The following is a 20,447-nucleotide window of genomic DNA, read 5'->3' on the forward strand; positions in this document are numbered from 1 at the left end:
CGCAGAAGGCCCGCCGTTCATGGGTCAGCCCGCCGCCTTGCGCGCACCTCACGCAGTCGGGGTACCGCAGGGATCGAGGGCCGTCAGCCCCACCGACACCACGCTTTGAGGTCTGTAGAAAATCAAGAGAGCTTGGACACCGAATCCATGAATCTTCCCGGAGCCGAGATCAGCGCACCTCGAAACGACAGGTTGCGCGTGTACACACCCTCGAACAGGATCGCGAGACTGATGTCAACAGAATCCACAGCTCCGTGAGCCGTTCCGGAAATGATCTCCGGATCTGACGCACTGGAACGGGTCATGAGGATGCGGGACCGGGGGCGTTCCAGCACGTGATGCCGCCGGTTCCCTTCCTCCCGGTACCGGCATTCACGCCCCACGGCCCAGATCCTCAGAGCCCGGGCGCCTCTACTCATCCGCAAGGTCTTCCGAGTGAAGGACGCATGCTGCCCTGCCACGCTCAATTTCCCTTCGGCCACGCGAGGCCGCCCGCCGTACCGGAGAGCTTTGAAGGAGGACATCGGAATGTTCTCACCAGTCACCATGGCGCCTTCGTACTCGGCACGTTCGCTAACAGGAACGACCTCCAAGGCAGGAACGACGAGTTCAACTGGGCCCAGCCCGCCGACGTCACCTCGCCAGCAGTTCACGTGACGTTGATTCATCGACGTCATTGTATTCGCGAAACACTCAAGCTCGAATGAAAATCGGGACATTCTCCGACCCTAACCTCTTCCGCCACGAAGGATAAAGCAAAGGGATTGAGCGCAATGCCCAGCGCCTTCGCGTCGTCGGCAAGTTTCCCAGCTCCCTCACTGATCTTCTTCCCTGCCCAGGCCCCGGCGTCTGCGACCTTTCCCGGGAACTTCTTGGCGGTCTCCCAGTTATCGGCGATGGTCGCGACACCATAGACGGCCCCCGTGACCACAGCGGCGCCGATCGTGAAGGGGGGTGGGCGCGACCATGGCCATCGTCATGGAAGCATGGAAAGCCACGCCGGAAGCCTTCGCCACATATGCAACCTTGTCCCGCTTGAAGGCCTCGACAAGGTTTCCTTCCTGTACAAGGTCGACGGCACCGAGCACCATGGACACCGCGCTGCCGCCGACGTCGGCCGCACGCATCACTGTCCCGGCTCCGGAGGCGAAGGCACCCAGTTGACTCGCTCCGGTCGCCCTGCTCACAGCACCGGCGTTCTTGCCGACCTTGAGCAGGTTTGCCTCCCAAGCCCATTTCTTCCCCGAAAAGGCCGCGAGACTGTCCTTTCCGGTCAGCACATCAAGGATCGGCACAGGAGTACGTGCCCCAATGGTTGCAGCCAGGGCTTTGCTACGTGCAGGGAAAATCGGGATGCCGGATCAGCTGAGTTGCGCCCACCGCCGTCATCTTGAAGGCGCCCGGAACCGTAGAGACCATTGTCGTCAGGTCGATGTAATCCCCGACCACTTCCCCGAATTATCGCCCGTCACCTTGGCGACGGCATCACCCTTGATGTGCTGGATCCAGTCCGAGAGCATCTCGCCCTTCTGCCGCTCCAGCCACTCGGTGTCGAACTTGTCGCCGTTCGCAACAGAGGCGTTCGCGATCAGCATGACGTCGGGCGGAAGGTGCGCGCCCTTCAACTCCTCTGGCATGAACCCCGCGTGCAACGCGGCGGCTTTGTCAGTCCTCGGTGAACTCCTTCTGGACACAGGCCCCGCCGGGGCCGTTCCAGCACAGCTTCATCAGATACTTGGCAGCGTACGGGACGACGTTGTAGTCGAAGGAGCCGCAGCCGGCGTCGCCACCGTCCCCCTGCGTCTCCTTCAACTGCCACCCGGCCATGTACATGTAGAGCTTGCCGGTGACACCGTGGCCGTCGGCCCGCGTGTCGCACACCCGGAACGTGTCGGGGTCGGGGTCGAGGTGGGTCATACTGCCGATGGTGTGCCCGCCGCGCTTCAGTCGCAACGTGGTGTCGGCCGCACTGGCGCTGCCCGTCGCGGCGACGACGAGGGTGACAGCGCCGGCCAACGCAAGGGCGCCACGAGCGACTCGATACTTCCGCATCGCATCTCCTGATGATGAGTCCATGATGCTGAGCAATCAACCATAGATCGTTATCAGGTATCGCCTGCACAGCGGGTGTAGACGTGCGACCGGCCCACACAGACCACGGGTCAGCCCGTGCGCGCCCGAACCGTGGAACGTGCTATGACCGTCGAGCGCAAGAGCGCCGTGCACGGCAAACCCGCGGTACGCGTGCGAGGGGTTCGAAGGACCTGCGGGTCCTGGCTCCGTGCGCGTCACCTCGGGTCCGCCGGAACGCAGCCGCCCGGGCTCTGCCCTCGCGCCCCGGGCACACCCTGTACGAGGACCCGCGCGGCGCCCGCTGTGCTACATCGAACCGGCCGCGGACATCGACGGACAACTGCCGCAGGGGGCAAGGGGTAGGGGGCAGGTCGTCGGGACACTCAGCCACGCACCGCCGAAGGCGGTCGGTTGAAGCACACGGGGCGCATCGAGCAGCCGGGACACCGAGAGACCGTAGGGCGCAACGAGTGGGTGAGCGGCGACGTCAAGGAGATCGCCGGGCGTGTGGCCGGAAAGGTTATCGGAGGTGTTCTTCACCGCCATTGGCGACTTGGGTCCGGCCCAGGATGATTCCGGGCAGGGCCCGCTCACCCCGGGTGCGGCGCAGCCGCGAACTCCTCTCGGGCCGGGAGTAGATCGGTGATCAGCTGCCAGACCTCCTTGGCATCGGCCCGAACCAGCTTGAGCGGAGTGGTGTCATCTACCTGACCGGGCAGGACCGGCTCGGCGGGCAGCTCACGATGCCAGTAGCCGAGAGGTCCGCAATCCCACACCGCGAACCCGCGCACCTGAAAGGCTGGCGTCCCCCCGTCGTGCCCCTGCCATGCCGCGGTCATCCGCCAGCTGGAACGCATCCCGGCGATCAACCTGGCAAGCGTGCTGAGCTGCGACTTCCGGGAGAGTCCGGCGCCTTTCAACGCTTCGGCTATCCGGTCGACGCCTTCCTCGGCCGTCAGACCATGGAGGCTGTCCAGGGTGGCGAGCCCCGCGTCGAGGACGGCCATGGTGGCCTCGATCTCGGGCGTGGCAACGTCCACGGTGTCCTCTCCCTGGAGGTTGACCATCCGCGCCAGCGCCCAGACGAGCATGTTCGGCTCCAGCCGGACATACTCCGACTCTGCGGAGCCCGGCCAGGACTCATGGGAGTAGACGTAGCCGTCGCCGATGGTGACGCCATGATGGAGGGTGCCGTGCTCACCGAGCGCCTCCACATGAAGGACGACGGTGGGAGCCCGCAGGGTGCTGACCAGCGGGCTCAGCGCGAGGTCGAGGTTGCCGGCCTGGTCGGTCAGGCCGGCCTCGCGCAGTTCGCGCTCGGCATCGGCCAGCTCCCGGGGCACCTCCTCCCCTTCGATACGGTGACCGAGGGCGGCCAGGTGGCTCTCGGCAAGCCGGAACCGACCTCGCGTGCTGTCATACGAGGGCATTGCGTGTCGCTTTCGTCAGCGGAAACGTTTGGCGGCGATGGCTCAGGAAGTTCATGGGGGTCACTGGAAAATCTCCAGCCAGCTCAGCGACCTGTTGAAAAAGGCGCGAACAGCCCCGGCCCGGGTGAGGTTGCGGGTGTTGACACCGCACATCACGGCGGCCAGGGCGAGGTCAGTGGCGTCGGCCTGCCCCAGGACGGTGAAAGTCGCCTTCTTCCGTGCACCGCTGCCGCGCCGAGTGGTCCGGATCTCCACACCGTTCCGGATCAGGGCACGGTCGCGGTGCCGTGCGCTGGTCGCGAGGTAGCGATACTCCCGCCCGGCGGCCTGCATTCGCAGCGCCCGTCCGGCTCTGGTCTGTGCCCAGCGGTTGCGCTTGAGCCGGACTCCGGTCCCACCGACACTGAGCTGCCCCATGTGAAGCGAGGGCTTTCGTCCGTGGGCCCAGCCCATGAAGGAGGTGGCGGGCATGGTGTCCCCCCTGACCTCGGTGACGTGACGGTCGCCGTGCCGACTCGCCGGGTAGACCACCTCGATCCTCCCGAACTCCCCTGCCGTCCCCCGGTACCCGAACTTCCAGGACAGCCGGTGACCTGAACGGTCCTCCCAGTGGTCAAGGGTGTACGTGTGTTGCTGCATGGTTCCTTCCCCTCGCGCCGCTCGGCGCGGATGTGCCATGGCCGGCATCAGTCGAACGGGTTGAGGGCGCTGCCGAGTTTCTTGGCGCCGTCGGAAATGGCCTCACCGGCCTTGTCGGCCTTGTCACCGACCCAGTCCGCGGCCTCCTCCGCACCCTTGCTGATGCTGTCCCAGTTGTCCCAGACCAGGGTTCCGGCATAGGCGATTCCAGTGCCGACGGCGAGGCCGACGGTGACCGGGTTGGGGGCGACCATAGCGGCGGTGAGCGAGGCGTTGAAGGCCGTACCGGTCCAGTTGGAGAGGTACTTGGCCTTGTCCTCCTTCCACGCCTTGCCGTGATCCATGGTCGCCAGGTTGGCGACGCCCCATGCGGTGGCGCCGACGGAACCGACGATGCCGGCGCCTCGAATCCATCCGGCGGCTTTGGCTGCGTTGGCGAGACCGCCGCGTTGGGCGACGCGGAGCAGGTTGGCCTCGGTGGAGGTGGGCATGTAGAAGGCGCCCTTGCGCATGTATCCGGCGAGCATCGCCGCCTCGTCGGATCCCGCGAGCGCGCTGGTCGGCACCCGGGTGAGCCAACTCCCGGCTTTCGGAATCCTGGACAGCTTGTCCCAGTGGCCGTTGATCAGGCGGGCGGTGAAGGTGCCCGGCGCATTGAGCACTTTGGAGCTTTTGAAGTACGAGATGAGCGACTTGCCGCCCAGCAGCGCCGTGGTGGACGACGTGAAGAACGCCGATAGGTTGGCGGCTCCCTCGATGTACGTCGCGACCGCCTTGCCCAGTTTCTCGTTGCCGGTGAGCTGCGTGACGGCATCGCCCTGCACCCTCACGAGCCAGTCGTCGAGGGTCTCGCCGTCCTTCTTCTTGAGCCAGTCATCGTCGACCTCGCCGTCGGACGCGGTCGCATTGGCGACTAGCAGGACATCTGGTGGCAGATCCTTGTTCTTGAGCTGCTCGGGGGTGAATCCGGCGAGCAGCAGGCCGGCCAGCGGATCGCCATCCTCGAGGCGGGCATACGCTGCCTTCCTGCGAAGTGCGGGCGCGGTGTCCGATACCCAGGAATGCATCGGCCGTATCGCGGTCAGTTTGTCCGACACCCCGAGTGCCGAGGCCCGCGTGAATGCCTCGCTGAGTTTGTCCTCCACTCCTCCCCGCCCATCGAGCAACTTGGCCAGTTGTTCGAGGTCTTGCGGGTTCACCACTCTGTTCAGCTTGCCTGTCACGAGGCTCCTTCAGGTGATCAAGTCGGCTCCTTCCCCAGAAGGAAGCAGCACAGGCATGTGAACGGCCTACCGAGACTGCGGGCCTCGGAGCCGGGCCCCTGCTCTAGGTCTGGCGGGCTCGCATCAGTGCGTCCACCAGCGCCTCGCGGTGGTGAGTGGCGATCAGCAGCGACTCGCCCTGCGCGGTCTCGACCACGACCTGATCCATGCCCATCGGCACGGACCATCCCCCACCCATGATCCGGGGCGGCCTGGTCGCACCGCTCCTCCGTCGCAACTCCGCGAGTTCCTCACGCGACCGCGAAGCCAGGGACGCGACGAACTCCGCATCCGTTGGCTGCTCACGAACTTCCCGAAGTGAGTCGACCGTCAACGACTCCACCGGAATCGTCTCCCGTCCCACGGTCAGCCGCCCGTCTCGAATATGAATTCGATTATAGATGCGTTTGGAAATCGGCACAGCATTGAATACGAGCGCGAGGATCGTCGAAAACCCGAGTATGACGAACCAAACCGTGCTGTCCTCGGGAAGCAGGATGCTGGCCTGATAGACGACCCAGACAGCAAAAACCACCGCGGTAGCGATCGTCCAGCGCCTCGGCAGCTTCTCCTCGTACACCACCGCCTGACCGTACGGCGCTGTCGATGCGCCCGCTCCAGAACCGTCCGCGCCGCCCACGACCGCTCCATTCGACTCTGATTGGCCTCCGTTCCGGTCAGGCTACCCACCGCCCTCAACAGCGAGCTAGTAGGGCCCCGTTAGGTGGGTTTGCCGGTTATGCCCGATAGTGCGGTGTCTCACCAGCACGGTGGCCTGGGTGAACCAGCCTCGCGCAGTACTTTCACGGCGTGCCAAGGGCGGACCGGGCCTGGTGGAACGGGAGGGGCCCGCATAGCCTGAGACGCGATCGGCGGAGGCCCATCCGGCCATCGAGAGACGGGGAAGAATTCGCTTCGGGTGGCAAAACACGAGAACCTGGAGCACGGTCGAAACTTCTGAAAGGACGCGGTGGCGTAGAGGACCGCCTGGACGAGGCCTTCACCCGAGTCGCGCGACTAGGGGTGAGCGGGCTTCCGTCGCCCTGAAGCCGATGAGGTCCTGGACTCACAGCGAGGCCCAGGATCTGCGCAAGTGCGCCGCCATCCTGCGCCTGGAGAACGGCGACCCGATGGCCGGGCTGCTGTGGGCAGGGTTCACGCCAGTGAAGACAGGGAAGCTAGGGCCGATGAAGGCTGCCCTCGCGGAACGGTGGACCGCGCCCGGAAGCAACCCCATCCTGCGTTGGGCGGGCTTGGAAAGTACAACCCGCCGATTCGCTCGTTGTCCGCCCCCGGTTCCCTTCAGTTCCGGCCTCCTGGGCGACCGTTGGGGTAACGCGTGGGATGCGCTGCGCCGACGCGGCTTCATCAATTCCAAACTGCTGGGATTCACCCCCAATCAGGCCATCAACTTCTTCGCCGGGTCGGACGACATGGCCCGCATGTGCGGCGGGCTGCCCCGCTCAGGGCAGCAAAATTATCCGCGCGGGACAGGCCAGCCTCTGGACGGTCGGGAAGGCCGATGGGTTCGGCGCGGCAGCGAAGACCGCGGGGCTGGGGCGGGGCGGGCATCGTCGGGTCGGCGGGAGCGACGGTATTCTCCGTGGCCAACATCGCCACCCTGGACCACGGCGATGGTCGCACCCAATCCGGTCACCATCGGCCTCGCTGTAGGGACCGGCGTCGTATACGGGGGGGGGTGAAGGTCGTCGAGTACTGGGACGACAGCGCGGAAGGCGCCTGCAAGGCAGCCGACTGGGTGTGCGACCAGGCGAGCGACGTCAGGAACGACATTGCCGACGGCGCAAAGAAGCTGGGCAGTGCGCTCAACCCGTTCGACTAGCAACGACCGAGTGGGCCGCAGCGCGGCGAGATTCACAGCTCGAATAAGAACGTCCGCAGGAATTGAGCAGGTGTCGCCATGGAAACGAGCAGTGAGTCCTGGAAGTTCGAACTGGCGCCGTACAGCATCAGCACGAAGAAAGAGTTGCCCAGGGTCGGGCTCACGGGGGAGGCAGGGTGCTTCGGACCCGTCACCGTGGAGCGCTGCCCGCTCTACCGGCCGCTCGAAAAGGGGATGGACACCGTTCGGTTGAGCGGTCCCGCCTTCCCGGAGACGAGCTTCCGCGGGAAGCGCAGGTCAGGACGGCCTTCGCTCTTCAAGGCCGAGCTTACCCTTGACGGCCGGCACGCGGAGCTGCGCTTCAACGCCCGGGCCCTGCGAAAGGAGGACCGGGCGTTGCGCATCGCGTACGAGAGTCGGGAGTACGTCTACTCCTCCGAGGAGTGGGGGAGTGTGAAGGTCCTGGAGAGAGAGGGCGTCCGGCTCACGATGGAGTCCGGTCAGTACACCCCGTCTGCCGGAACCGGCAGCACGGGCACGGCCACCGGCCCGGTTGACGCCATAGACCTGGCGATCGCCATCGTGCTGGAGGAGGTGGACACTGAAGTCCTCACGCTGGGTGGCGCCGTGTTGTCGTCCCCATTCGCCCTGATGCAAAAATTCTCGGACACGGCGGAGTAACGAACTCTGCCGGTCCGCCTTCAACAGAAACTCAGCTCCACCTCCGACAGCAGGCGGTTCGTTCTGCGTGCGTCGGCAGCGACGCACAGACCGGCGGAATCAGCGGCAGCCGCGCGGACATCAAGGTGGCCGGTTACGAGGGCGTACGGGTCGGCGACACGGTCGAGTTCGCGGGTGTGTTGTTCAAAGTGTCGGAGTCGTCGGACGACGTCGTACGGATGAAGCGGACAAGCGCGTAGCACGCACCGTCGTGCGCAACTCGGCCTCTCCGGCCAGATGCCCGGCCGACCGCGGCCTCACGGGGCGGGGTTATGGTCGGAACCCATCCTCGCAGTGACCCGGAGAGGCACCGTGTTCGGCAAGAACAGGCACATCGACGAACCTCCCATCCACGTCGTCCCCTGGGCGGACGCCTGGGAATTCGCCATCACCGACGAGGAACGGCCTGCCGCAGGGCAGCGCAAGCGGGCCGCACTCGGTGTCCGTGCCTTCAGGGTCCCGCAGGGCTCGGGTGTCCAGCGGGTCAACGCACCCTGTGCCTTTTTCCCTCCCCAGTCGTCGGCTGCGAACGATCGGCGCCTCTACGAGGACGCGGAGGGCGGCAGGCTGCTCTGCTCCCTCGACGAGCCGCAGGAGGTCGAGGGCCGTCGCCACTACACAGTGCGCGACGTTCAGGGACAGGTCATCGGCACGATCCAGCGCATCGCTCCGCTGAAGCACGCCTTGAAGCCGACCTGGCGCATCGCCCAGCCAGGGCACCCGGAGATCGTGAGCAGCGCCGAGTGGGCGAAGGGCGGCCCGAAGGACATGGTCCAGCGCGGCGCAGGCAAGCTGCTGCTGGGCGTCGTCCAAGCCGTCGCCGACATGGGGGCGGAGGGCGGTGATCAACCGGCCAAGTCACGTGTCCTCGAGTGGAAGGCCGGCGACGAACTCGTCCTGACGTCCGAGAGCGACCGCAGGTTCCTGGTCCGGGCCGCGTGGCTGGATCGGCGTCTCGTCTTCGCGTACGCACTCCTGCGTATCGGTTGAGCACTGCCGAAGAGCGTGGGAGTCAGACCGACAGCTTCCCTGAAGAATGCGTTCGCACATGGTAAAGAGAAGGTGATCCAACGGTCTCACGGAAGCCTCGTCCGTACCATGGAGCAGTAACTCCACAGCCTTGACCGGCTGGTTCCGGAACACGCGCTCTGGGGAATTGAAACGTGGGCATGAGGAATGTCAATCCGGACGACCTGGACCAGCTCGCGAAGCTGCTCGACGGGCGCGGCGGGGTCCAGGACGGGCTGGACGAAGCATTCACCAGAGCGTCCAGGCTCGGCGTAACCAGCAAGTTGACCACGCTCAAGCCCTTGCGCAGCTGGGTGAAGGACACAGCACCGGACTTGCGCAAGCGGGCCGTCTTCGCCCGGCTGGAGAGCGGTGACCCGCAGGCCGGACTCATGTGGGCCGGGTTCAGCCCCAAGGAGATCGAGAAGTACAAGAGCGAGGGTCTCGGCCCCGACGCTCTCCTCCTGGCCAACTCCGTCGCGGCCAGCGAAGATCCGAACGCCTACAAGTTCAAGCGGCGGCCCGACGAGTCGCTGGCGGACTGGATCCAGCGGCTGGAGGCTCACGCCATAGCCCAGATCCCCGGGCTCCAGCCGCACGAAGAGACGATCGCCTCCGTGATCGGCTTGTACGGCGACTGGGGCTCCGTCACCGCCGCCACGGCCGTCGTCACCCTCCAGGGCACGTCACTGACCAAGGTGCTGCTGGGCAACTCGCTGAAGGCGGGCGCCCTTCGGACCTGGAAGACACGGCTCGGCGTGGTCCTGCGCGGCTCCGAGAGCGGACTCATACGGTCTGCGGGCAACGGCCTGATCAAGTGGACTCCGAAGCTGCGTTCCCTGAGCGCGCCGGGCAGTTGGCTGCCCGGTCAGCTCGGTTCCCTCTTCGGCCGGAGCACCACCTACCAGAACCTCTCCCGCATCCCCCTCACCAGCGGCATTCGCGGAGACCTGATCGGCCAGGGCTACAACTGGGTCCGTGCCACGCCCTTGATGAACACGCTCCGTGCCAACGGCGTCATCGACTTCCTGGTCGGCTCCGACCAGGCGGCCAGGATGTACGGCGGTTTCACGCACTCCGGCCAGGCTGTCGCCCGCGCCGGCAACGCGAGCCTGATCAAGGTTTTCACCAAGGCCGCGAACAGCCAGCGGTTCGCCAACTCCGTCGCTGAAGCCACGAACGCCGCGCGCGGCGCAGGGGCCCTGCGTACCGGCCTCGGCGCCGCCGCCAAGACCGCCGGGTTCCTGCGCGGCGCCGGCATCGTGGGCGGTGTCCTGTCGACCGGCTTCAGCGCCGCCAACGTCATTTCTCAGGGCAATCCCGTCGACGCCTTCAAGAAGAAGGGCGCCGCGTACGTCGCCGATGTCGCCGAGGTCGGCTTCAATGCCTCGCTCACGGCCGCCATGGTCGCCCCCAACCCGATCACCATCGGCCTCGCGGTGGGGACGGGCCTCATCTACGGCGGCGCGAAGGTCGTCCAGCACTGGGACGACATCAAGGAGGGCGCGGGCAAGGCGGCCGGCTGGGTCGGTGACAAGGCCAAGGACCTGGGGAAGAGCATCGCCAAGTCCAAGGCGAATCCGATGAACTGGTTCTGACGTACCGCTCAGGGACTGCGCATCACTTTCGCAGCCCCCGCCTCCCAAGCCGCCCGTACAGTACAAAACTCTCCGTCGCGGTGAGCAGCCCTGCGGGCGTCCAGATCAGGTATGACGCAGCGCCATTGACGTGACTGCTCAGCCGTGGCTTCAGCCAGCCCTCCGGATCGACCACCAGAGTGACGCTCTGCCCCTCCCTGAGGTCGTCGTCGCAGCCGTCGGGGTCGTCCACCTCGTAGGTGCCGGGCTTGGCGGTATCAGTGGTCACGACCGTGCACGCCCGGCCGTCTCCACACGCACCCGGTCCGGCACCACACATGGCCCAGGCAACGGCCAGCACGAGCATGGCCAGGAACCCGCCCGCCAACACCAGTGCGCCCTGATGCTGAGCCAGCCACGCACACCCGGTCATCGCCAGGGGCACACATACGAGGACCCCAGCGTGCCGCCCCAACGCCGCAGTTCCTCTCGGCTCGCACGCGGATGCACCTCGGACATGTCCGAGACTCCGGCCTCACTCACCCGCGATCAGCAGTTCTTCCTTGTCCGGCAACAGATCCGTCATCTTCTCCCAAACCTCGGCAGAGTCGGACTTCACCAGGACGAGCGCGCTGTCCGGGCCGACCTGGCCCGGCATGATCGGTTCTTCGGGCTGTTCGCGGATCCAGTAGCCGAGGGGGCCGCAGTCCCAGACGGCCAGGGCGCGGACCATGGTGGAGCGCTGAGCCTCGTGTTCGCCGTCCCAGGCCGTGGTGATGCGCCAGGTGGCATTCAGGGAGACGACCAAGTCCAGGAATTGGCCCAGGACCGGGTCCTTGAGCTTGGTGTCCGCCTCAATGAGTGCCTTGCGGACGAGGCCGCGGGTCGCGTCGTCGTCGGCACCAGGCTCTTCCAGGGCGACGAACGCGGCGTCCAGAGCGCCCATGGTCGTCTCGACTCGAACCTCGGGAGCGCCTTCCACCGGCTTTTCCCCGCGGTGCAGGTTGACCTTGCGGGCCAGTTCCCACACGAGGGTGTTCGGCTCGATGGAGACGTACTCGGATTCCTCCTCTCCCGGCCAGCCGTCGTGTGAGATCACGGCCTCCTGTCCCACGACCACACCATGGTTGACCACACCGTGCTCGCCCGTGATCTCCACCTGGATCATGACCATCGGGTCGGCCAGGGCGCCGAGCGGCTCGCGGAGCACCGGAGCCAGTTCTCCCTCCTCACCGACCAGGCCGATGCGCTGGAGCTCGACCAATGACTCCCACAGCTCCTCAGGTGGCGTCTCGCCGTCCACGAGGTGTGCGAACACGGCGATGTGACGGTCGGCCAGCCTGAAGCGGGCTCGGGAGCTGTCGTACGAGGGCACTGGTACGGGTTCCTCTCGCCGTAGCAGGGGCAGCGCCCGCTACTTCTTCTCGTCCTTCAGGTCCTTGGCGTCCTGCGTGCACTGGTGCGCTTCGTCGCGCAGCGCCTTGGCGACGGTGCCGCACGTCGTCTGCCAGCTCTTGAGCCGCCCGCGCACGTCGTCCGCGTTGGGGCCCGACCAGGTCTTCATCCCGGTGGTGCTGTGCTTCTTGGCGGCATCGACAAGTGAATCGATGTGGTCGGCCAGCGACCTCAGCTGGCTGGCCCGCTGGTTGAGTTCCTGAATGTCAGGATTTGCCATAGCAGCCTCCCCCGCTGTCCCAGGCTCCCCAGCATACTGGCGCTCCGTGTAGACGTTCATCGGGCTCCTGACCCAGGTGAACACCACTTGTTCACACGAAACTCCGATCTCCGAAGGCGCTGGACTGCAACTACGGCTGGTGCGGTAGCGTCCCTTGTTGCAAACGGATAGTCCGTTTACCTACGTGACACGGGGAGGATCGCCATGGATCGCGGTGCAGATCTCACTCAGCTTCGGGAGCTGTCCAAGCTCTTCGGCAAGAAGGCCACCGACCTCCAGGGCCTCATCAAGGCTCTGGAGACGGCCACCAGCCAGAGCTCGGGTTACTGGAAGGGCCCCAAGGCCGACCGCTTCCGGAACGACTGGCACGACGTGAAGCCGACGTTCGACAAGTGGGTCGACACGCTGAACGAGGCCAGCAAGTCGGCCAACACCAGCGCCGACAACATCGAGCGCGCCACCTGAGCCGACGCGGAACGTCTGGATGTCGCAGCCTGCCGGGGCATTCCTTCGAGGTCTTGGAACCTCGGACGGGGTGCCCCCGGCGGCATTTGAGGAGAAATACCAAGCTCTGGCGTCCGCGTCCCTGCGATGACTATGGCCAAGATGAAGAGCAAACGCCACACGGACCGGTATCAACTCCCACCCCACGTGGAAGAGGCACGCAAAGCTGCCGCCGATGCGACTGCGTGGAAGCCGCGGCCGAAGCTCCCGCAACGTCGCGTGATCTTGGCACTGTCCGGGATATTCCTGCTGTGCATCGGTATAGCTCTTACTCTCTGTCTCCCTCCGCATTGCTTGGTACAGGACCTGCGCTCCCGTGGCGTCGATTCTGTTGCCACGGTCGTCGGTGTCGACTCGAAACCGAAGTACGTCAAGGTTCGCCTCGTGACCGGGCCCAGGGCCGGTAACGAGGTCAAGCTTTCGGACTACGCCGGGATGTACCCCGACACGCACACCGATGCCTCACTGGTCGTCACGTACGACCGCGATGCCCCATCGCGAATCCTCGCCCGCGCTTGGGTGGAAGACCCGCCGGCGAACCTGCCCGCCTACGGCACTTCAGCTCTGGCCATCATCTGCCTCGGCCTCGTCACGGCAGTGGTCTGGCGTCGTCTCTGGATTCTTCGCACGTTCGGTCCGGATGAACCGCCCGCCTCGTCGGCGGGTGGCAATAAGCCGAGTGACGAGGGCGTCCGCAACACGAAGCAGTAGTCCCAGAGCCAGACAGGTGAGCGCTGAGGGGCTCCCGCTCACCTAGCGGGAGCCCCTCACGATTTACGCGTTCATCACGGCCTGAACCGGCACGAACGCCCCGCCGGCCACGAACAATCCACTGCCCGCTGCCCCGCCCCCACTGTTCGCAGGCAGCCGGATGCCGAACAGTTCGCCGTCCGACGAGCTCTGCGGTGTCAGCAGCATGCCGTTGCGGGACTTGCGGGCCTCGACCGCGAAGCCCCGGTACTGGCCGGACAGTGAGTCCGTAGTGCCGGCGGCGAGCAGGCCCACGCCACCGTCGGCTCCCTTACGGATGACGCCTTCCAGCGGCTCGTCCAGCGGCGCGTCGTAGAGGAGTTCGGCGTCGTCGACCACGACGACGTACGGCCGTCCGCCGAGCTGGTCCTGGAGCTCCTCCAGTTCGTCGCCCGAGCTTTCCGCGTTGAGCATGCCGAGAACCCCCTCTCGGCCTTCGAGCTCCCGCAGCGGAGACCGGCGAGGTGTCACGACCACCAGAGGAGTACCTGCGCGCAAAAGGGACTCGGCGGCGCAGAGCAGTGCCGTGGATCGGCCGGACTTCGGCGGGCCTGCAATGACGAACCCGGGCCCGTTCTCCTCCAAGTCGATGCCGATGGGGTGGAGTTCGTCCCCGCCCACGGCGACCAGCGCCCACAGCGGCGACGGCGGCACGAAGTCCGGGTCCAGGGCCATTGCCTCCGACGCTGTGATGCGCGTCGGCAGAGCGTCGACGCGCAGGGGCCGGCGGCCCGCCGGCACGCGGCCGTAGCGCGTTCGCGCCTCCTCGGCGATCTCGCGGAGCGCGCGGACCTGTGCCTGGCCGGCCGGGTCCTGCGCCAGAAGACCGATCTGCGTCTCGTCCACGCCCGTGTCCGTGATACGCAGGGCGCGCCCGGGCGGCATGTTCTTCGGCACCTCGCGGGCCTGGAGACCGGCCGTTGAATAGTCGTTCGGGTCGGCGAAGCGCATGACGAGGCGGTCAGCGAAGGCCGAGGAGACGTGACCGCTCAGACCACTGCGGTCGGCCGTCATGACGACCTTCAGTCCCGCTGCGGACCCCTCACGGAAGAGTCTCTGGGCCGCTTCCAGCAACTGGCCGTAGTTGTAGTTCTCGAAGGTCGACGCGAAACCTTCCCAACTGTCCAGAAGCAGAACCATCCAGGGCAGGCGCTCCTCCGGGGAGGCTCCCGCGCGCTGCTCCGCTGCGCTCGACGCGCCCTCCATCGCCAGCAGTTGCTGACGGCGGGCGACCTCCACCTGGAGGCGCTGGATCAGCCTGCGGACCCGGTCCGGCTCATCGCGTGTCACGACGGCGCCAACGTGCGGCAGACGTACCAAGGGCAGTAGGGCATTGGAGCCGCAGTCGATGGCATAGACGTGCACATCGTGCGGGGATGTGTTGCGGGCCAGCGAGCCGGCGAGCGTGCGCAGTGCCGTCGAGCGGCCGGAGCGAGCGCCACCGAGCAGCAGGGTGTGCTCACCTTGCACCAGGTCCAAGGACACCGGCATGCGGGTCTGCTTCGCCGGCAGGTCGACCAGGCCGTACGGGATCGGAGCCACGTCGTCGCCAGGGGTGGTGGCTGGTGCGCCACCGTAAGTGGACAGTTCGTCCAGCGTGACGGACTCCGCCAGCGGCGGAAGCCACGGGCTGCGCTGTTCGCCGAAGCCCATCCGCTCCGCGCCGTCGCGCACCGCGTCCACCAGGACGGCCAGGTCGGTGACCATCGTGCCGTCGTCCTCGGCCTCCTCCCGCTTGGGCAGCGGACGGGCGTAAGCGTTCCAGGGCAACGGAATCAGTGTGGCTTTCGGGCCCGTCTGCCCTGTGGCGGGGCGACGGCCACCGATACGGGCCGACTGCACACCGATCAGGGACTGGGCGCCGGAACGGACGTACATACGTCCTGGCGTCGACTTCGAGATCGCGCCCGAGTCCGGTGCGTCGATGACGTCCATCGACTCGGCGGCGTCCGTCACCCGCAGGGCGATGCGGAGGTTGGTGTTCGCCCGGATGTCGGCGCTCACCACACCCGCGGGACGCTGTGTCGCGAGGATCAGGTGCACGCCGAGGGAGCGGCCCCGTCGTGCGATGTCGACCAGTCCCGCGATGAAGTCGGGCAGTTCGGCGACCAGGGACGCGAACTCGTCGATTACCAGGACCAGCCGGGGCATCGGCTCCAGTTCGGGACGGAGCTTGCGAGTGTCGTTGTAGTCCTCGATGTCCTTGGCGGCGGCGTCGAAGAGGATCCGCTCCCGGCGATGCAGTTCTGCCGCGAGCGAGGCGAGGGCCCGTTCGGTCAGGTGGGCGTCGAGGTCGCTGACCATGCCGACGGTGTGCGGCAGGCGGGCGCAGTCCATGAACGCGCTGCCGCCCTTGTAGTCGATGAGGACGTAGTTCAGAGAGTCGGGGCGGTTCGCCACCGCCAGCGATGCGATGATCGTCTGCAGGAGCTCCGATTTACCGGCACCGGTGGTACCGGCGACCAGCGCGTGCGGCCCGTCACGGCGGATGTCCAGGACGAAGGGGCCGTCGGCGGCGACACCGATGGGTGCCGATGTCGTCGAGCCGCCCGCCTGCCAGATGCGTTCGACGTCGACACCGCCCGGATTGGGCAGGTTCAACAGGTTCAGCAGCCGGGCCGAGGTGGGCAGGGCGGAATCGGCGTCGTCGCGGCTGACGTCGCGGACGGGGGCGAGGGAACGGGCCAGGAGTTCGCACCATTCGTAGGGGACCTGGTCGGCCAGGACGTCGCCGACGGCCTCCAAACCGTAGCCGCGCACCCGGACGTGGTGGGCCGCGTCCGGCGACCACGCCACGACGGCCTTGCACTCCTCGGGGAGCAGCCGCTCGTCCTCGTCGATGCAGAGGGCGAAGATCCCGTACTGCGGGCCCTCGGTCAGGATTTGCGGGACGCCGGGTACGCGGCGCAACAACCGTGCCCCGTCGAGTATCAGGAACACATTGGCGTCCGGATACAGCTGGCCCGTCATGTTGTGCTGCTCGCGGGCTGCCTTGCGTCGAGCCAGCTCGTTGAGAAGTTCGTTGACCCTGCGGCTGATGCCCTCCGAGTCGAAACCGACCAGGGCGACGCAGTCCTGCCCCTCGTCGGGGTTGGTGTGCGGCAGCCAGTGCGCCCAGTGCCACTCGGCGCCGGCGGCGGGCGTTGCGGCCAGGGAGACCAGTGACAGGTCGCGGGGGCTGTGCAGCACGGCGGCCTGCACGCTCAGCCAGCGCGCGGTGGCGAGGGCGCGAGCACGGTCACCCGCGATGCCGACCACGCCGAGCCGGGCGAAGGGCAGGGTGACCGGGACGTCGGGAAGGACCGGGGGTTCCGGGGGCTCCTCGTCGTGCGACGAGCCGCCACGTGCGAAAACGAGTTCCACGTCGGAGGGCAGGGCGCCGAGCCCGATGCGCAGCTGCATCGCGTCCGGGTCGGTGAGCCGGCGCTCCCACAGGCGGCGGCGGGGGCCGGTCGCGAAGAGCAGGATCTCGGCCGGGTCAGGGTTGTCCTCGCGGCGGGCGCGCTGCTCTTCCTTGCTGAGGGTGACGAGTTCGGCCTCGTGGGCCGCGAGGTCCTTCTTGTACTGCTTGAGGGACGTCTTGTGCTTCTTCTTGCCCTCGCGGTTCTCACTGATCCACTGCCCCAGCATCATGAGCGGGCTCATCAGGCAGAACAGCAGCATGTAGATCTGCTTGGTGAAGAGGTACATGGCCAGCCCGAACAGCATGGGCATGAACGCCATGATGAACTGGAAACGCGCCCGTTCCCCCTTGCTGGGCGGCACCGGCACGGCCAGCCGCCGCCGAGGCCGCAGCGGCGACAGCCGAGGGGGGCGGTTGTAGGCGAGACCGCCCTCGCTCATCAGGGACAGGTGCGCGTCCGGCTCGGCCACCTTGTCGAGCACCAGCAGCGAGTCGCCGATCCGTACGACACCGCCGAGCGGCCAGGGAGTCCCGGCCGTCACCGCGTCGTCGTTCAGTCGGACACCGGCCCCGGCCTCCGGGGTGAGCGTGACGTTGCCCTGAAGGTCGATCGTCAGCCGGAGGGCGACCGGAGGCAGTGACGCGTCCGGCAAGGGGAGTGAACAGGTCGGCGCCGATCCGGCAGTGGCGGCGCCGACGCCCAGCCGGACCACCCGCCCGGACCCGGGACCGCCGGCCACCCGCAACTCGTACTGCCCGACCGGCTCGCCCTTGCGCAGCAGCGGCCCTATCGAGTGTTCGACGGAGACGCGCATGCCGTCCCGCAGGACGGCGGCTGCCGGTGCCGCAGGATCGCACAGCACACCGTCGGCCCACAGTGCCGGCGCTCCGGTGACCGCCGCGCCGTAGCCGGGCAGCGAAGCCAGCGAGGTGCCGGGCATGGTCAGGACGTTCCCCGACCCACCGCCGGGCGGATCGGCGCTGAGCCCGACGGTCTGCGCCAACACCTCCGCGACGTCGGCTGCCGTGGCGGTGTCGTCGGTGGTGACGACGACGTCCTCCGGCTCACCGCCTTCGCGTACGACCGTGACCAGCATCCGCATGGTGGTCATCCTCCCCGTCGGCCCCTGTGGCCACGTTCGTTAACTTCAGCTAACGGAGACTATGGCAGTCCCCGGCACAGCGCCCCAGCGCCCCGGCATCACACCGCCGGCATCGCGTAGATCTCCGGACCGTTCGTCACCAACAGGCGGTTTCCCGCGGCGGCTATCTGCCACGGAGCGCCGGAGTCCTTGTTGTCCGTCCAGGTCCAGCGCACTTTGCCGGTCTTGGCCTCAAGGGCGATGACGCCCCCTGACAGGGGCCCGGCGGCGCAGTACAGCGTCGTGCCGACCCTCACGAACGTCTCCGGCCCGCCACGCTCCTGGTCCTCGCAGAGCCAGATCCGCTTGACGGTCTTGACGTCGACGGCCCAGATTCCGCGGTCGTAGTCGCTGACGTAGAGCACCCCGTCGATGACGGCTGGGTTGTTGAAGCCACGGCGGCCCTTGGGGGAGAGCGTCCACCGTGTGCTGCCGGTCTCCGCGTCGACCGCTGTCAGCTTCTCCCCGGGCAGGAAGACCAGGCCGTTCGCGACCGCGGGCTGCCAGGCCCAGTCGTCGCCGATCTTCTGGGTCCACAACTGGTCACCGGTCGCGGTGTCGCGCACGGTGAGGTTGTAGTTGGAGTCTGTGTAGACGAGGTACTTGCCGGAGACGGTGCCCTGGACGTCGTAGTCCTTCGTGCCCCAGTCCCGGTGCTGCAGCCACACCTTTCTACCGGTGCTGTGACTGACTGCGGCGACCGCAGTGCGGTACTCGGTGGCGCTCGCGGCTCGGCCGTAGTCGGTCACCGTGACGTACACGTTCTTGTCGTCGATGGCGATGGTGCCCTCGATGTTGAGTTGCTTGCCGAGGCGGCTGCGCCACACCTCCTCGCCGGTATTCGCATCGCGCGCGACAAGGACTCCCTCGGCGCCACCATCGGTCAGGAACATCTTGCCGTCACGGAACAAGAGTTGTGAGCCGGGGGCACAGACGTCAGGTTTTGACCAACGGGCATCGCCGGTCTTCACGTCGTACGCCACCAAAGGGTCGCCGCTGACCAGGAGCAGGCCGTCATGGATGAGGAGCGGTACATCCGTGGTGGTGCTGTCCTCCGCCGCCTGCTCGTGCCACAGCGGCTGGGGGGCGACTCCGGCCGGTGGGGTGGTGAAGTTCTCCTCGACGGGCTGTGCGGAACCACCGACGGCACTCGCGCCGGTCTCCCCGCCGGAGGTGTCACCGTCCTGGCCGAGCCACCAAGCGGCGCCCCCGCCCGCCACAGCCACGGCGGTGGCACCGCCGAGCACAAGACCGAGGACGCGGCGGCGGGAAGGAGCGGTGGAGGCGGTGGCGAGGGCGGGCGTGGTCGTCCCGTGTCCCGGGGTGGGCGCGTCACCCGGCGGTGTGGCGTAGCCGGGCATCGAGGTGCCGTAGACAGCCGCTGGAGTACCGCCGCGCCCTGAGGTCGGCGGGTACCCGTACCCCGGCGTCGGTGTGCTCGCTGACGCCGGTGTCCCACCCGCCATCGCCGGTGCGGGACCGAAGGACGCGGCGACCGGGGTCTGCGGCTGCTGCGGTGCCTCCAAGTCCAGTATTCCGGCCGCATGCGTGGCGATCGTCGATGCCACCGCCGACGGCAGCCAGTCGCTGAGCGCACCCTCGACGCCCTGTGGTGCGAGTGCCGTCACGATCTCCGACGGCGCCGGTCGATGCGCCGGGTCCTTCGCAAGACATGCGCGGACGAGGCCCAGCAGTTGCTGCGGGACGCCCTCCAGATCGGGCTCGCCATGCACGACCTGATAGAGCAACGAGGCGTGCGAGACGGCTCCGTGGCCGAACGTGCCCCTGCCGGTCGCCGCGAACGCGAGCACGGCACCCAGCGAGAAGATGTCTCCCGGCGTGCCGACATCGTTACCGAGCGCCTGCTCCGGTGACATGTAACCGGGTGAGCCGACCACGACTCCCGTCTGTGTCATACGGTTTCCGTCCACCGCACGCGCGATCCCGAAGTCGATGACGCGCGGACCGTCCGCCGCCAGCAGGACGTTCGACGGTTTCAGGTCGCGGTGGATCAACCCCGCTCCATGAACCTCCTGGAGAGCGGCGGCTAGGCCTGCAGCCAGTGCCCGTACGGTCCGCTCCGGCAACGCACCGTGCGCAGCGACCACTTCCGTGAGATCCGGACCGAGCACGTACGACGTCGCCAGCCACGGCAGCGGCGCGTCCGGGTCGGCATCCACGACAGGGGCGGTGAAGCGGCCGGAGACCGCCTTGGCTATCTCGACCTCGTGCCGGAAGCGGTCGCGGAAGTCACCGTCCGCTGCCAGATCCGGACGTACGACCTTCACGGCGACGGTACGGCCACCGCGCGAACGGGCCAGGTAGACGCGGCCCATGCCGCCGGCACCGAGTCTTCGCAGGAGACGGTAGGTGCCCAACTCCGTTGGATCGTCCGGCTGCAGCGTCTCCATGGTGGGCCTT

General features: G+C 67.2%; 19 protein-coding genes. 6 read left to right on the forward strand and 13 right to left on the reverse strand.

Features of this window, described 5'->3' with window-relative positions; genetic code table 11:
- Window positions 1–122 precede the first annotated feature (122 nt).
- The 8 genes from ACZ6TU_RS03900 to ACZ6TU_RS03935 all read right to left on the reverse strand — a co-directional run bounded on the left by ACZ6TU_RS03900 (window position 123) and on the right by ACZ6TU_RS03935 (window position 6,044).
- Entirely contained in the window at window positions 123–668 is a 546-nt protein-coding gene (locus ACZ6TU_RS03900) for a hypothetical protein (protein ID WP_467672310.1), read from the reverse strand.
- A 219-nt stretch (window positions 669–887) separates the two neighbouring features.
- The gene (locus tag ACZ6TU_RS03905; RefSeq protein ID WP_467672312.1) at window positions 888–1,295 is read right to left on the reverse strand and encodes a hypothetical protein; all 408 of its coding nucleotides are present in this window, start codon (window positions 1,293–1,295) and stop codon (window positions 888–890) included.
- A gap of 129 nt (window positions 1,296–1,424) precedes the next feature.
- The gene (locus ACZ6TU_RS03910; protein WP_467672314.1) at window positions 1,425–1,637 is read right to left on the reverse strand and encodes a hypothetical protein; all 213 of its coding nucleotides are present in this window, start codon (window positions 1,635–1,637) and stop codon (window positions 1,425–1,427) included.
- 28 nt (window positions 1,638–1,665) lie between these two features.
- Window positions 1,666–2,052, reverse strand: a complete 387-nt coding sequence (locus ACZ6TU_RS03915) for a hypothetical protein (protein WP_467672316.1) — start codon at window positions 2,050–2,052, stop codon at window positions 1,666–1,668.
- A 611-nt stretch (window positions 2,053–2,663) separates the two neighbouring features.
- A complete protein-coding gene (locus tag ACZ6TU_RS03920; RefSeq protein WP_467672318.1) occupies window positions 2,664–3,503 on the reverse strand; it encodes a hypothetical protein in 840 nt (279 codons plus the stop codon).
- Window positions 3,504–3,563: 60 nt separating this feature from the next.
- The gene (locus ACZ6TU_RS03925) at window positions 3,564–4,142 is read right to left on the reverse strand and encodes a hypothetical protein (RefSeq protein ID WP_467672320.1); all 579 of its coding nucleotides are present in this window, start codon (window positions 4,140–4,142) and stop codon (window positions 3,564–3,566) included.
- 47 nt (window positions 4,143–4,189) lie between these two features.
- On the reverse strand, window positions 4,190–5,365 hold the full coding sequence (locus tag ACZ6TU_RS03930; protein WP_467672322.1) for a hypothetical protein: 1,176 nt from the start codon (window positions 5,363–5,365) through the stop codon (window positions 4,190–4,192).
- Between the two features lie 103 nt (window positions 5,366–5,468).
- Window positions 5,469–6,044 carry a hypothetical protein gene (locus ACZ6TU_RS03935; protein WP_467672324.1) on the reverse strand — a complete coding sequence of 192 codons (576 nt, stop codon included), beginning with the start codon at window positions 6,042–6,044 and terminating at the stop codon, window positions 5,469–5,471.
- A 1,059-nt stretch (window positions 6,045–7,103) separates the two neighbouring features.
- On the opposite strand from ACZ6TU_RS03935, the gene ACZ6TU_RS03940 reads away from it, so the two are divergent.
- The 4 genes from ACZ6TU_RS03940 (at window position 7,104) to ACZ6TU_RS03955 (ending at window position 10,573) form a co-directional block, all read left to right on the forward strand.
- Window positions 7,104–7,247, forward strand: a complete 144-nt coding sequence (locus ACZ6TU_RS03940) for a hypothetical protein (RefSeq protein ID WP_469546401.1) — start codon at window positions 7,104–7,106, stop codon at window positions 7,245–7,247.
- A gap of 78 nt (window positions 7,248–7,325) precedes the next feature.
- Window positions 7,326–7,928 carry a hypothetical protein gene (locus ACZ6TU_RS03945; RefSeq protein ID WP_467672328.1) on the forward strand — a complete coding sequence of 201 codons (603 nt, stop codon included), beginning with the start codon at window positions 7,326–7,328 and terminating at the stop codon, window positions 7,926–7,928.
- Between the two features lie 351 nt (window positions 7,929–8,279).
- Complete coding sequence (locus tag ACZ6TU_RS03950; protein ID WP_467672330.1) at window positions 8,280–8,957, forward strand: hypothetical protein; 678 nt, start codon at window positions 8,280–8,282, stop codon at window positions 8,955–8,957.
- Between the two features lie 179 nt (window positions 8,958–9,136).
- Complete coding sequence (locus ACZ6TU_RS03955) at window positions 9,137–10,573, forward strand: PE-PGRS family protein (protein ID WP_467672332.1); 1,437 nt, start codon at window positions 9,137–9,139, stop codon at window positions 10,571–10,573.
- 22 nt (window positions 10,574–10,595) lie between these two features.
- Here the strand turns inward: ACZ6TU_RS03955 and ACZ6TU_RS03960 are convergent, their stop codons facing one another.
- The 3 genes from ACZ6TU_RS03960 to ACZ6TU_RS03970 form a co-directional block, all read right to left on the reverse strand.
- A complete protein-coding gene (locus tag ACZ6TU_RS03960; RefSeq protein ID WP_467672334.1) occupies window positions 10,596–10,997 on the reverse strand; it encodes a hypothetical protein in 402 nt (133 codons plus the stop codon).
- Between the two features lie 90 nt (window positions 10,998–11,087).
- The gene (locus ACZ6TU_RS03965; RefSeq protein ID WP_469546405.1) at window positions 11,088–11,927 is read right to left on the reverse strand and encodes a hypothetical protein; all 840 of its coding nucleotides are present in this window, start codon (window positions 11,925–11,927) and stop codon (window positions 11,088–11,090) included.
- Window positions 11,928–11,966: 39 nt separating this feature from the next.
- A complete protein-coding gene (locus tag ACZ6TU_RS03970; protein ID WP_467672338.1) occupies window positions 11,967–12,227 on the reverse strand; it encodes a hypothetical protein in 261 nt (86 codons plus the stop codon).
- A 204-nt stretch (window positions 12,228–12,431) separates the two neighbouring features.
- On the opposite strand from ACZ6TU_RS03970, the gene ACZ6TU_RS03975 reads away from it, so the two are divergent.
- Entirely contained in the window at window positions 12,432–12,692 is a 261-nt protein-coding gene (locus ACZ6TU_RS03975) for a WXG100 family type VII secretion target (protein ID WP_003992186.1), read from the forward strand.
- A gap of 141 nt (window positions 12,693–12,833) precedes the next feature.
- Window positions 12,834–13,442, forward strand: a complete 609-nt coding sequence (locus ACZ6TU_RS03980) for a hypothetical protein (RefSeq protein ID WP_467672340.1) — start codon at window positions 12,834–12,836, stop codon at window positions 13,440–13,442.
- 63 nt (window positions 13,443–13,505) lie between these two features.
- Here the strand turns inward: ACZ6TU_RS03980 and ACZ6TU_RS03985 are convergent, their stop codons facing one another.
- Together ACZ6TU_RS03985 and ACZ6TU_RS03990 are read right to left on the reverse strand one after the other, a co-directional pair.
- Window positions 13,506–17,987 (reverse strand): FtsK/SpoIIIE domain-containing protein, encoded by a 4,482-nt coding sequence (locus ACZ6TU_RS03985; RefSeq protein WP_467672596.1) that lies wholly within the window; start codon window positions 17,985–17,987, stop codon window positions 13,506–13,508.
- Between the two features lie 98 nt (window positions 17,988–18,085).
- Window positions 18,086–20,437: a protein kinase domain-containing protein gene (locus tag ACZ6TU_RS03990; protein ID WP_467672342.1), complete on the reverse strand. Its 2,352-nt coding sequence runs from the start codon at window positions 20,435–20,437 to the stop codon at window positions 18,086–18,088.
- Between the last annotated feature and the right edge of the window lie 10 nt (window positions 20,438–20,447).

This window comes from Streptomyces sp. NPDC052064, from assembly GCF_055585925.1.